This is a genomic window from Niallia oryzisoli, assembly GCF_043641075.1.
In the GTDB taxonomy this organism is placed as follows: Bacteria; Bacillota; Bacilli; order Bacillales; family Cytobacillaceae; genus Bacillus_BD; species Bacillus_BD oryzisoli_A.
The window spans coordinates 270,427-282,934 of sequence record NZ_JBHZRC010000002.1 but is presented as its reverse complement, the minus strand read 5'-3'; the positions used below and the strand labels follow the sequence as shown (position 1 = coordinate 282,934).

At 38.9% G+C, this 12,508-nt stretch carries 12 protein-coding genes; 9 read left to right on the top strand and 3 right to left on the bottom strand.

What is annotated here, in order from left to right; all coding sequences use genetic code 11:
- Positions 1 to 31: 31 nt before the first annotated feature.
- Positions 32 to 1,294 (bottom strand): MFS transporter, encoded by a 1,263-nt coding sequence (locus ACHUFV_RS10895; protein WP_394233964.1) that lies wholly within the window; start codon positions 1,292 to 1,294, stop codon positions 32 to 34.
- A 204-nt stretch (positions 1,295 to 1,498) separates the two neighbouring features.
- Here ACHUFV_RS10895 and ACHUFV_RS10890 point away from each other — a divergent pair, with 204 nt between their 5' ends.
- Positions 1,499 to 2,413: a LysR family transcriptional regulator gene (locus tag ACHUFV_RS10890; RefSeq protein ID WP_394233962.1), complete on the top strand. Its 915-nt coding sequence runs from the start codon at positions 1,499 to 1,501 to the stop codon at positions 2,411 to 2,413.
- A gap of 454 nt (positions 2,414 to 2,867) precedes the next feature.
- Here the strand turns inward: ACHUFV_RS10890 and ACHUFV_RS10885 are convergent, their stop codons facing one another.
- Entirely contained in the window at positions 2,868 to 3,647 is a 780-nt protein-coding gene (locus tag ACHUFV_RS10885; RefSeq protein WP_394233960.1) for an enoyl-CoA hydratase/isomerase family protein, read from the bottom strand.
- A gap of 231 nt (positions 3,648 to 3,878) precedes the next feature.
- Between ACHUFV_RS10885 and pdxR the strand changes: the two genes are divergently transcribed.
- A complete protein-coding gene (pdxR, locus tag ACHUFV_RS10880) occupies positions 3,879 to 5,273 on the top strand; it encodes a MocR-like pyridoxine biosynthesis transcription factor PdxR (RefSeq protein WP_394233958.1) in 1,395 nt (464 codons plus the stop codon).
- Between the two features lie 118 nt (positions 5,274 to 5,391).
- On the opposite strand, the gene ACHUFV_RS10875 is transcribed toward pdxR, so the two are convergent.
- Entirely contained in the window at positions 5,392 to 6,198 is an 807-nt protein-coding gene (locus ACHUFV_RS10875) for an IclR family transcriptional regulator (RefSeq protein ID WP_394233956.1), read from the bottom strand.
- 247 nt (positions 6,199 to 6,445) lie between these two features.
- Here ACHUFV_RS10875 and ACHUFV_RS10870 point away from each other — a divergent pair, with 247 nt between their 5' ends.
- The 7 genes from ACHUFV_RS10870 (at position 6,446) to ACHUFV_RS10840 (ending at position 12,480) form a co-directional block, all read left to right on the top strand.
- Positions 6,446 to 6,853: a RidA family protein gene (locus ACHUFV_RS10870; RefSeq protein ID WP_394233954.1), complete on the top strand. Its 408-nt coding sequence runs from the start codon at positions 6,446 to 6,448 to the stop codon at positions 6,851 to 6,853.
- Between the two features lie 105 nt (positions 6,854 to 6,958).
- On the top strand, positions 6,959 to 7,906 hold the full coding sequence (locus ACHUFV_RS10865) for an alpha/beta hydrolase (RefSeq protein ID WP_394233952.1): 948 nt from the start codon (positions 6,959 to 6,961) through the stop codon (positions 7,904 to 7,906).
- Between the two features lie 11 nt (positions 7,907 to 7,917).
- The gene (locus ACHUFV_RS10860) at positions 7,918 to 9,111 is read left to right on the top strand and encodes an ABC transporter substrate-binding protein (RefSeq protein ID WP_394233950.1); all 1,194 of its coding nucleotides are present in this window, start codon (positions 7,918 to 7,920) and stop codon (positions 9,109 to 9,111) included.
- Positions 9,112 to 9,190: 79 nt separating this feature from the next.
- Entirely contained in the window at positions 9,191 to 10,060 is an 870-nt protein-coding gene (locus ACHUFV_RS10855; RefSeq protein WP_394233949.1) for a branched-chain amino acid ABC transporter permease, read from the top strand.
- Positions 10,057 to 11,031, top strand: coding sequence for a branched-chain amino acid ABC transporter permease (locus ACHUFV_RS10850; RefSeq protein ID WP_394233947.1), 975 nt, complete (start codon positions 10,057 to 10,059; stop codon positions 11,029 to 11,031). The genes ACHUFV_RS10855 and ACHUFV_RS10850 overlap by 4 nt, the downstream gene beginning before the upstream one ends.
- A complete protein-coding gene (locus tag ACHUFV_RS10845) occupies positions 11,028 to 11,783 on the top strand; it encodes an ABC transporter ATP-binding protein (RefSeq protein ID WP_394233945.1) in 756 nt (251 codons plus the stop codon). The genes ACHUFV_RS10850 and ACHUFV_RS10845 overlap by 4 nt, the downstream gene beginning before the upstream one ends.
- Positions 11,776 to 12,480: an ABC transporter ATP-binding protein gene (locus tag ACHUFV_RS10840; protein WP_394234459.1), complete on the top strand. Its 705-nt coding sequence runs from the start codon at positions 11,776 to 11,778 to the stop codon at positions 12,478 to 12,480. Before ACHUFV_RS10845 ends, ACHUFV_RS10840 begins: the two co-directional genes overlap by 8 nt.
- Positions 12,481 to 12,508: the final 28 nt, after the last annotated feature.

Genomic DNA, 12,508 nt, shown 5'->3' with positions numbered 1-12,508 from the left:
TCTGCATGTTCTTTTATCCAGTAATAAAATCTTATATTTTTATCTCTATAGAATGTCGTTCATCTAGATTCATTTGCTTATTGAATGATAAATGGCTTGGCAATGTAAGGGAAGTTAGACTAGCGATAATCGCAAGTGCTGCTGCAGTACTAAATGAATAGAAATGAGTGCCCAAAGCTTCATATAACCAGCCGCCAAGCAACGAACCCAAGGCTGCACCTATTTGATGAGCGAAGTATGCCCAACCATTCAGGATGCCAAGTAAACGTGTTCCAAAAAGATCACTTAAAATAGCAGTGGACATAGCAACAGAGCCTGCCCACACTAATCCGCCGCTAAATGCTACCATAAAGAGCTGCCAATTCGTAGCTGCTAAAACTAAACCTAAAAATCCAAGGCCACGAACCAGATACACTAAAAATAATAACTTTTTTCTAGGGAAACGATCTGCGATATGACCTAAGGCAAATGTGCTGAACATGGCAACAACCCCAATCAATCCAACACCAAAAGAAGCAACCATTGGCTCAAACTGATGATCTATCAACATAGGTACCCCATGAGAACCTAAAAGGTTCATCCCAAACCCGCAAGCGAATAATCCGAGAACGATTTTCCAATAAGCATTTGTCTTTATTGCATCTTTCACATGAATACCTGGTGGTTCTTGTTTTTCTGGATTGCCGACATTCCCTATCATGTCAGCCCCATCTGGAACATTCTCTTTCATAATAAAAATGGCAGAAGGAACCGAGATAAGGATGAATAGGACTGCAAATTGAAGAAGTGTGTCCTGCCACCCTACAAGTTGGATTAGCCATGTTTCTAGTGGGGTCATTACTGCAATACCTGCCATTCCACCTGTTGCGAGATAAAAAAGGGCTTTGCCTCTTTGCCTAACAAACCATTTACTGATAATAGGGGATAAAGCGACATTGCTTAAAAAGGAAAGCCCAAGCGATAGGAAAACACCAAAAGAAAGTAGAAAAGAAATAAGGCCTTTGGCGTTGACCGTCCACACGATCGATAAACAAATAATCGTTAATCCCGTTAATATCATAAAGCGCGTACTAAAAGTTTTCAGAAGAAGTCCCGCTATTGGCATCCCAATCCCATAAACAATCATCCCAATCGCAATAATGATCGATAGTTCTGTTCGAGACAGATTTAAATCATCCATAACGGGTTCAATAAAAGGGCCAATTCCCATCCGCATTCCATTCGAAAGCAAAACAATCATTGTAGCAGATAGAACAATATACCAACCATAATAAGGACGTTTGTTGTTATCCATGTACAATACTTCTTTCTTTTTCGTTACAGGAAGAGAGTAATGTTTGATTTCTAGCCAACCCAATAACCACCTTTATATAAATAAATGTTTTAACATTTCCCTTTACTTTAGAAGAAATTATAATACTGTATAATTAATAAGAAAAATATATATATATTATGATAGGTATAAGATTTGCTTATATCATAAGGTGGTTTAAAATAAATGGAACTTAGACAGTTAACTTACTTTATCGAAGTAGCAAGATTAAATAATTTTACAAGAGCAGCCGAAAAGCTAAGCATAGCTCAACCGGCCCTATCGCAACAGATAGGTAATTTGGAACAAGAACTTGGCGTTAAACTATTTAAACGAACCGGAAGAGGAGTAACCTTAACAGAGGCTGGGGAACAATTCTATATTGGTGCTGAAAAGACTTTAGCAGAAGCGCAAAAGGCAAAAGACTCAGTGAAAGTGGTCATAAACTACCCGCACGGCAACATTATGGTAGGAGCGCTAGAATCCCTTGTACAAACTAGGCTGCCAAAGTTGCTCGTAGAGTTTGGGAAAGAGTACCCTGGAATTAACGTGCTTATAAGGGAGAATACTACCGAACCGTTGCTGGATGCTCTCAAGAAGGGAGAATTAGACCTTGCCTTGGCCCACACATTAGATGTTAAATACTCACCGCATTTAATCAATTTAGTGACGCCAAAGAGGATAGGCTCCAAAACGCTCTATCGAGATGAATTGGTTTTGGCTGTTGCCAAAGGGCATTCACTGGAAAAGAAAAAGATCATTTCCATTAATGAGCTTAGGGAAGAATCATTTGTATCCTTTAAGGCGGGGTCCGGAATTCGTTCGCAATTAATTGCAGCGTGCCGTAGAGAAGGCTTTGAGCCGTTTATTGCATACGAGTGTGCCTCTCCACGTACGCTGGTGGCAGAGAAATTAGGAGTTTCAGTTTTACCGCGTTTAATGGCGGAGTCTCCGGGACCATCCATTTCTATTATCTCCTTGGATCCACCTCTTTCACGCTGGGTTTCTGTCTTTTACTGTGAGGGACGTTATCTATCACCCTGTGCTAAGATTTTTTTGAGTTTTGTAGAAAAATACCTTGCTTCTGAAATTGAAGGCTAGGAATATAGATTGAAGTAATGTTGAGGATAGTCACTTGTCATTTGTTTCAAGAAAAGACACATCCATAATGCGCATCTGCAGCTCTAGTTATATTTGGGATTTGGTCAGAGTATTTATATACCTTTTGTATTTTTCATAAATTGTCACTTGTAATTACTAGTTATATTTTATTTGTTAAGATATGAGGGATGTGGAGCTGTTGTAGTTCTTACTTTGTGGATAATTACAATGAATCCATGAAGTTATTTAAATCTGATTGGTCAGTAACGTGGTTCATATATTTCAGAAATTTATTCAACTTCATTTTACCGTTTATTTTTCAAACACAGTAAAATCAACATTCAGTTGGGAAAACAAAAGGAGGGTTCACCGTTTCATTTGCGGTAGCTGAAACGGTGAACCCTTCTCATCGAGGGAGAAAAAATTCAAAAAACCTAAAAATGTCCTATTGCTTTTATCTACCAATAAAATGCGGCTTTCTATTTTCAAGACGTGCGGCCATACCTTCTTTGCAGTCCCTTGTGGCAAAGGCACCGTCATAACAAGTGGCCTCAATCGTTAAAGCGGATTCAAGGTCAACATTGGAGCCCGTATTTACAGCTAATTTCATCATTCGTAAGGCGACAGGTGCTTTTTCTGCAAGTTTTTCTGCCCATACTTTTGCTGTTGATAAAAGTTCATGCTGTGGAACCACTTTATTGACGATTTGTAATTCGTAAGCACGCTTGGCGTCAATCATTTCACCAAAATACAATAACTCTTTTGCGATGCCTTGTCCGACTATTTTCTGGATTCGCTGTGTACCGCCGCCTCCAGGAATTACGCCTAAATTGATTTCAGTAAAGGCAAATTGTGCTCTCTCAGAGGAAATACGCATATCACAGCATAAAGCGAGCTCAAAGCCGCCACCGCGTGTCTCTCCATTTATCGCTGCAATTACCGGCTTTCTAATGTTTTCAATTTTAGAAAACGAAATTCGTGTAATTTGTGTTAAATCCATCATTCCAACGGTATCCAAGTCTGCCATTTCATTGATATCCGCACCAGCTACAAAGGCTTCTTCCCCATCACCTGTAATGACAATGGCTTTGACCTGATCATTGGCTTCTAATTCGTCCATTAAGCGGGTGAATTCGAGGTAGACCTCTGTATTTAATTTATTGCCAGGATCGTTGCTGATTGTCACAACGGCTACTTTATTTTCAATCGATACAAGTAAATTTTTTTGATTCATGATTAAATCCTCCTACTATTTGGTTGTGTTTCTTCGTAAAACTTGTTTTCTTGTTAGTTGATTTCTGAGAATACAGAAATTTTTTCTGAAAAAAAGTGATTCCAATAAAATTAAATTCTAGTCCTATGAACCCCTGACAATAGATTTCTACTATACATGTATAGTATGATATCAACTGACATCTTAAAAGGTACAGTTTCAAATAAATTCACATGTCAAAGGTGAGAAGGAATGAAAAAAACGATATTTGCATTCAAAGAGGATACTCCAAAATACAAGCAAATCTATGAGCAATTTAGAGGATTTATTGAGGAGGGGGTTATCCTTCCAAATGAACCATTACCTTCTATTCGTGAACTGGCAGATTCGTTACAGGTTAGTCGGAATACCACCTTAACAGCCTATGAACAGCTTGTTGCGGAAGGCTATATTCGTAGTGCAGGGCGTAGTGGCTACTTTGCCAACGAGTTAGAACCTGATTTCGCGCAGGCAGCCAGCAAAGGTTTCCAACAACAAAATCAACTAGAGAAAGTACAAATTCCGGTTCAGGTTGATTTTCGCGCAGGGGCAGTGGATCAATCGTATTTCCCGCTAAAAGCATGGAGAAAATACTCAAATCAAGTATTATCCCAAAAGGAAACCTATAAATACGGAGACCGCTTTGGTGAAGAGTGTTTACGTCAACAAATAGCTGCTTACTTACTTCAATCCCGCGGCGTGAAAACAGAGGAAGATGCTATTATTATCGGAAGTAATACGCAGCAATTGCTGATGAATCTTGGATTTATTTTAAGAGAAGAATTCCAAAGCATGATTGTAGAAGACCCTGGGTATGACGGTGTGAGAGAGGCCTTTCAGCTACATGATTTTGCATTCGAGACCTTGCCTATTACTGAAGAGGGTGCTGATTTCTCCATACTTGAGCAAATGAAATCAAGAATGATCTACATAACTCCGTCCCACCATTGTCCATATGGGATAAGCATGTCCGTTCAACAAAGGCAAAGGCTGATTCAATGGGCCATGAAAAGGGAGGGGTACTTAATCGAGGATGATTATGACAGTGAATTTCGCTATACGCAGCATCCGTTTCCTGCACTTGCTTCCATTGATTCAGAAAAAGTGATTTATCTAGGAAACTTCTCGAAATCCTTTCTTCCAGGACTTCGGTTAAGTTACATGGTATTACCACAACCTCTTTTACAACACTATAAGCACAGATTCCGTCATTTTGAAAGCACGGTTTCCTTAGTCAGTCAGTTGACGATGGCTCTATTTATGGAAGCAGGGGAGTGGAATCGTCATATTAAACGGATGCGTGTTGTTTATAAGAAAAAAGTACAATATCTCGTAACCGAATTGCAAAAGCAATTTCCGAACAGCATCTCCATAATAGGCGAGGAATCTGGTCTGTACTTACTAATCAAGGTACTAACAGAGCACTCAGAACAGTGGCTCATTGAACAGGCTCTCCTTAATGGTGTAAAAGTATATCCAACATCCATATACTATGTCCATCATCACCCTGATCAACCAATGATTCGACTTGGTTTTGCCAATCTTACCTTGGATGAAATCCAGCTTGGCGTACAGTTATTGAAACAGGCCTGGAGTGAAATTAACTAGAACATGGGGGAGTTTCGTGCGGTTGTGTAATGCTTTAGCACATAGGCTGGAGTATTACTACCAAAAAGAATTGGTAAACACCTAATGAAGCTTCCCCCATGTACTCTTATTCAAGATATCACCCATTTCTTGCGTGATTTTTATTAAAGTATCCCATTTCTTGAGAAATTGATTCTGCAATCGATTTTACATGTTTTGAAAGAAGTGGGATGGTTTTGGAATTGACCCTTTGGATTGGACCGACAATATTAACAGCTGCAATCACACGATTTGTGTAATCGCGAATTGGAGCTGCAACAGATGCTACACCTAAAGAATGTTCTTCCATATCCACAGCATATCCTTCCATTCGGATTTTCTTTAACTGAGCTTTCAAGGTTTCTGGATTTGTAATGGTGTAGGGTGTGTATTCCACTAGACCTTCAGTTATGACCGTATCGAAGACGTCATAATGATCATAAGCCATTAATATTTTTCCGGTACTTGTACAATGCAATGGATTATTTCGTCCAAGATGTGTTTTTGTTGGTACGGGATTTCCACAATCTACTTTACAAAGGTAAACAGTATGATTATTTTCTAAAAATGATAAATGAGAGGTTTCACCAGTTAAACTTACAAGCCGTTCCAAATGTGGCATGGCTTCTTTGTGTATTTCTAATGAAGAAATAAGAACCCCTCCAATGGATAATACAGAAGTACCTAGGCGGAATTTTTGCGTACCTTTGATTTTATACACAAATCCTTCTTTTGTTAAGGCAGATAATAATCGACTTGTCACACTGGTAGATAGTCCCAACGTTTCTGAAAGTTGCTTGACCGTCACCTCAGGATTCTCTTCAGAAAAAGATTTCAATATCCTTAATGCATTAGTAACTGAACTATAGTAGTTGGTTTTATTTTCTCCATCCATCCGACTAATCATTTTGTCACCCTTTCCATTCATTAAGCTCAATCATAATAAAAATTTATAGAATTATCAAATTTTATAGAATATTGCAAATCTTGCAATAACTAAGTTGAGAATGAATTGTTTTTCAAGTAAATTAATCTCAAGCAAAAGAACTAAGACCTTAAAGGGGATGGTAGGATAGCTGATCTCATAAAACAATTCCAATATAGTAGTAAAAAAGTTTGGTGACAATCATTTGAAATTATGAGGAGGAATTGGAATGGAAGTAAAAGTAATTACAACAGATAATGCAGCTAAACCAGGATTTTCGCAAGGAGTAAAATCTCCTTTATCACAAGCAGTACAGTACGGTGGCCTACTCTATCTATCTGGACAAGGGCCTTTAGATCCACAAACAAATGAATTTCCAACAGATGTAGAAGCTCAGACGCACGCCGTAATGAAAAATATTATTAACGTATTGGAGGCAGCTGGTAGTAGTTTAGATCATGTGATTAAAATGAATTGTTATTTAAGAAGAATCGAGGATTTCCCGAAATTTAATGCGATCTATAATTCCTACTTTCCAAACCAAAAGCCTGCGAGAACAACGGTTGAAGCCTCACCGCCACGTGCAGGTGTAGATGTAGAAATTGAAGCGGTTGCCTATGTACCTGATAATCAATAACAAGTAACTCTTGATAAAATCCAGTAGTTTCTAACTTATAGTGACTACTGGATTGAATAATCATCCAATTCTTTTAAACGTTTGTATTTTATAGGGGGGAAGTAAATGTCGTTAGACCCGCAAGTGGAAAAAGTGATAGGGAAAATGAATAGTGAACCAGCGATGGATACTACATCATTGGAAAAGGCACGAAAAGCATTTGCAAGTAATAGACCGCCAGAATCAGAGTTCATCCCTATCGGTAAAGTAGAAGACTTCACAATATCCTATATGGATGAAGTCGTCCTCACTAGGGTTTATACACCTGATGGAGAAGGGGAGTTTCCGGCGTTGATCTTCTTTCATGGCGGCGGATTCATTCTTGGAAATTTAGATATGAATGATGGCCTTTGCCGGTTGATCGCTAAGGAAGCACAGTGCGTCGTTGTTTCCGTTGATTATCGATTAGCGCCGGAACATAAATTTCCAGCAGCAGTTAACGATTCCTTTGCAGTAGTAAAATGGGTTCATCAAAATGGAGACAGACTAAGAATCGATACCACCCGTATTGCTGTGGGCGGACAAAGCGCTGGTGGGAATTTAGCAGTGGCAATGTCCTATTTGGCCAAAGAAAATAACATTCCCATTGTCAAACAAATTGTGGTCTATCCAATGTTAGATTATAACTTTCAAACACCCTCCCAGCAAAAATATGCTACTGGTTATAATTTAACATCTGCACAAGTTGAGTTTTACTGGGAAAACTATCTTAACTCGAAGGAAGATCGAAATAACCCGTTAGCCTGTCCATTACAAATTGAGGATGTAAGTGGTTTCCCTGAGGCGTTAGTTATCACGGCGGAATATGATCCTTTAACGAGCGATGGAGAAATCTATGCAGACCGATTAAAGAAAGCAGGTGTACAGGTTGAATACAAATGTTATGCAGGGATGATTCATCCTTTTCTCAGTATGTGGGATAAGTGGGATAAAGGAAGAGAAGCCGCACTGCAAATTTCTAGTTCGCTAAAAAGAACGTTTCATAAGCATAATGAAAACATCTTAAACAAATAGGGGGTTTTTGCTTGAAGAAGCTATTAAACTTAAAAATTCTGATTATCTTAATTACTTTTTCACTGTTTTTGACGGCATGTAGTTCAAGCGCTTCTAGCAATAAAGAGGAAACGATTAAAATCGGAGGGCTATTAGCCCTGACTGGTCCACTAGCACCCCTAAGTGAAAATATTAAAAAGGGTGTGGAATTATATTTTGAACAACATGATTATAAGATCAATGATAGCAAAGTAGAATTAAAATTTGAGGATTCTGAAGGAAAGCCACAGGTTGCCTTACGAAAATATAAAAATTTAGTCGATGGTTTTGGCGCTGATCTATTAATTGGACCTGTTTCTAGCTCTGTTTTATATTCTCTTACAAAAGAAGTAGAAAAAGATAAGATCATCATGGTGAATCCTAATGCTGGAGCGAATGATCTTTCATGGGAATTAAAGAGTGACTATATCTATCGTACAGCTATTTCGAACTGGCAGACAGGAACCTCCCCAGCGAAATACTTAGCAGAAAATGTTGGAAAGAAAGTGTTTATTCTTGGTTCTGATTACCCTGCAGGACATGAGGTAATGGAAGCATTTGAAGATACGTTTACTGCAGCGGGTGGAGAAGTGGTTGGAAGTGCATGGCCAAAGCAAGGGGAAAAGGATTTCTCTTCCTTTATGACAAAAATTAAAGATTCCGGTGCGGATTTTGTTTCCATCTTTATTGTTGGGTCTGATGGCACACGCTTCTTAAAGCAGTATGATCAGTATGGGTTAAAGGATGTAATGCCATTAGGTACACCGTATCTTACAAATGATATGGCCATTGTCGGATCGATATTAGATAGTGTTGATGGAGTTATTGCATCACAGCATTACTCGACTGAATTTGATAATGAGGTTAATAAAAAGTTTGTCAAAGACTATGAGGATAAATACGGTGAGAAACCAGACTATTCTGCTGTTTATGGATATGATGCGGCTAAAGCCATTTCTATTGCCATTGAAAAAGCAGGAAATAAGGAGACTGAAAATTTAGTTAAGGTGTTCAAAGGTCTTCAATTTGAAAGTCCACGAGGAAAATTGACTATTGATGCAAAGACACATGATCCAGTTCAAGATTTCTATATGGTGAAAAATGTATTCAAAGATGGAAAGCTAACCTTTGAGGTACTTGAAAATCTTGGACCAATTAATGTCCCTGAGAAAAATCCAACTAAGTGATTTTAATAAAAGAGGAAACGAGCAGGGGTAGGGGATTTTTCCATATTTCATTGTTTCATAGAGGGGGTAACAGTAAATCATGACGATATCAACTTTACTTGTCTATACGATAACAGGCCTAACCTATGGAATGTTATTCTTTCTGATTGCCGTTGGGTTATCAATTATTTTAGGTGTTATGGATATAGTCAACTTAGCACATGGATCCTTTTTCATGTTTGGTTCCTATTTAGCGTTTTCAATGATGAACCAAAACCTTGGTTTTTGGAGTGCTTTACTCCTTTCTGTTTTAATTGTGGCGGCATTCGGGTTTCTTGTAGAAAAGTTTTTGCTGAAAAAAATACATGGTAATCATTTAAATCAAGTGCTGTTAACATTTGGAATCACGTTTATGTTTGTTGACGTCATACGATTATTTTGGGGAACGCAAACCCATATGCTTAATTTCCCTAAAATCTTAGACTTTTCTATAAACATTGGTGGGTCTGAGTTTCCATCTTATCGACTATTTGTCGTGATTGTTGGGCTGATTATTGCTTTAATTCTTTGGTATTTTGAATCCCATACAAGAATTGGGGCGATCCTGCGAGCGGGAGTAGACGACAAAGAAATGGTTAGTGCGCTTGGTATTAATGTTGGCTTAGTATTTACCGGTGTATTTGCGTTTGGGGCAGGGCTGGCAGCCTTTGGAGGCGTCTTAGGTGGCCCGATACTTGGAATCTATCCTACTATAGGCTTTGAAATTCTAGTGACATCTTTAACTGTACTGGTGGTTGGCGGTCTTGGTTCATGGAAAGGAGCTTTTTTTGCGGCCATACTCATTGGCCAAATTGAGACTTGGGGTCAAGTGTTGTTTGAATCATTCAGTATGATCCTTATCTTCTTACTCATGTTAGGGGTATTAACATTCAAGCCTACAGGGTTGTTTAGCAGGAGGGGGTCATTGTGAAACGCTTTTTGATCGGGATGTCCATCTTTTCCTTTCTATTGCTGATTGTCCCTTTCGTATTTCCGAACTATGGGGTATATATCACGACTGAGATTTTTATCATGGCTATATTTGCACTTAGCTTAGGCTATATCATGGGGTATGCTGGCTTAGTTTCGTTGGGGCACGCAGCATTTTTTGGAATAGGAGCCTATACCATTGCCATCTTAGGTGAGCATATGTCTAACTCCTATTTACTCATTCTAATGGCCGTATTGATTTCGGGCATAATTGCCTTATTAACAGGTGCTATATTCATACGTACCTCTGCTTTTTACTTTTTAATGATTACATTAGCATTTGGTCAGTTATTATTTGCTATCCTGTGGCAATTCGAGTCTTTTACAGGCGGGGCAGATGGAATGTCCGTAATAGCCACACTTAACCTCGGTGCAGGAGCTATTGGTGAGACCAATGCCTATTATTATGTCATGGCTATCGCGTTTATACTGTCTGTCATTTTCTTATATTTCTTCATATCCTCACCGATTGGTTCGGCCATTCGTGGAGTAAAGGAAAATGAATCAAGAATGAAAGCTTTGGGTCATAATATCCGCTTTTATAAATTAATTGCCTATACTTTGTCAGGAATGATGGCCGGGTTTGCAGGCTCCCTCTATGCCTTTTTCAATAGCTATGTCAGTCCCGATCTTGTGAACTGGGTTTTCTCGGGGGAAGTGATGCTTATGGTCATTATTGGTGGAGTAGGAACATTGCTTGGTCCTGCACTTGGAGCTGCTATATACATTGTGATTCAGCATTACGTGAGTTCCTATACTGACTACTGGCAAATGATCATGGGCGCAATCTTTGTTATAGTTGTGCTTTTGGGACGTGGCGGCGTCATCCATCTTTTGATGGACCTTAGAAGAAAAATCATGGTTCCGATGCCTAAAAAACAATTGCCGAAAGTAGAGGAAGAAATCACATGAGTCTATTAAAAGTAGAAGCGTTAAATAAATCCTATGGTAGCCTTCATATTTTAAGAGATGTATCATTTGAAGTTCAACCCGGTGAGCGGCATGTATTTATTGGTCCAAATGGTGCTGGAAAAACGACTCTTTTTAATAGTATTACCGGGGCTCTGCCAATTAGCTCTGGTACCATTAAGATTGAAGAGGAAACTATTAGTGATTTACCTGAGCATAAACGGGTGTCACATGGAATGTCACGTACATTTCAGAAAAATAATTTATTTGAAGAAATGACGATTGAAGAGAACCTGCAAATGGCCCTTTTGTATGGAAAAAGCTATCGATTTCAATTCTTAAAGCCTCTATTTCGATACCGTGAGATTGATAGGGAGGTTAATAAATTATTAGAAGAATGGGATATTGAGGATCGACGGCATGTTTTGGTGAAAAATCTATCGTACGGTGAACAGAGATTATTGGAAATGCTGCTGGCCTTTGCTTCAAAACCTCGTCTCTTGTTACTGGATGAACCGACTTCGGGAATGTCGCCGGCTGAAACAAAGCAGACAATACAGGTGATTCAAGGTTTGCCAAAAACGATGACCCTGCTAATTGTTGAACATGATATGGAAGTTGTTTTTTCAATCGCAGACCGGATTACGGTTCTCCATCATGGTGAGGTGTATTTAAGTGGAAAGCCAGAGGAAATTCGAGGACACGAGAAAGTAAGAGAAATTTATTTTGGGGGAGGTGCGAAACGTGATTCTTGAACTCGATGAAGTGCATACGTACTATGGAACCAGCCATATTCTTCAGGGTGTATCGTTGTCTTTAGAAAAAGGAAAATGCTGTGTACTTCTTGGTAGAAATGGTGTGGGGAAAACCACAACTGTCAATACCGTTGCAGGGCTGTTATCACCCAAAGAAGGGGCCATATCCTTTGAACATCAAGCGATAAATGGCTTGCCTTCATGGAAAATAGCTAGGAAAGGGATCGGTTTTGTACCACAGGGAAGACGGATCTTCCCTTCTCTTTCTATTAAAGAAAACTTAACTATGCCTTCAAGAAAAGGGACTAGCGAACATAGAAAGGAATGGGATTTAGAATCAGTCTATAACCTTTTTCCGATTTTACAAGAGCGAGAAAATAATATGGGAAATGAATTATCCGGGGGTCAACAACAGATGCTTGCAATAGCAAGAGCCTTAATGACAAATCCGGAACTCATTATTATGGATGAACCGTCAGAAGGGTTAGCTCCTGTTATGGTAGAGTATATCGGCGATGTGATTGTAAAGCTGAAAGAATCAGGCTTAACGATTTTAATGGTAGAACAAAACATTTCCCTGGCATGCCGTGTAGCGGATGAAGTAATCATCATGAATAAAGGACAAATCGTATGGAGTGGAAGTCCTGATGATTTGATGCAAAATGAAGACATTCAGCATCAATATTTAGGGGTTTAAATTCTGAAGAGATAAAGTTTTATCATGA

Coding starts and splice junctions, on each gene's coding strand:
- ACHUFV_RS10870 (WP_394233954.1), top strand. CDS start 6,446: ATGGAAGTAAAAGTAATTACAACAGATAATGCAGCTAAACCAGGATTT.
- ACHUFV_RS10885 (WP_394233960.1), bottom strand. CDS start 3,647: ATGAATCAAAAAAATTTACTTGTATCGATTGAAAATAAAGTAGCCGTT.
- pdxR (WP_394233958.1), top strand. CDS start 3,879: ATGAAAAAAACGATATTTGCATTCAAAGAGGATACTCCAAAATACAAG.
- ACHUFV_RS10865 (WP_394233952.1), top strand. CDS start 6,959: ATGTCGTTAGACCCGCAAGTGGAAAAAGTGATAGGGAAAATGAATAGT.
- ACHUFV_RS10875 (WP_394233956.1), bottom strand. CDS start 6,198: ATGATTAGTCGGATGGATGGAGAAAATAAAACCAACTACTATAGTTCA.
- ACHUFV_RS10845 (WP_394233945.1), top strand. CDS start 11,028: ATGAGTCTATTAAAAGTAGAAGCGTTAAATAAATCCTATGGTAGCCTT.
- ACHUFV_RS10890 (WP_394233962.1), top strand. CDS start 1,499: ATGGAACTTAGACAGTTAACTTACTTTATCGAAGTAGCAAGATTAAAT.
- ACHUFV_RS10855 (WP_394233949.1), top strand. CDS start 9,191: ATGACGATATCAACTTTACTTGTCTATACGATAACAGGCCTAACCTAT.
- ACHUFV_RS10895 (WP_394233964.1), bottom strand. CDS start 1,294: ATGGATAACAACAAACGTCCTTATTATGGTTGGTATATTGTTCTATCT.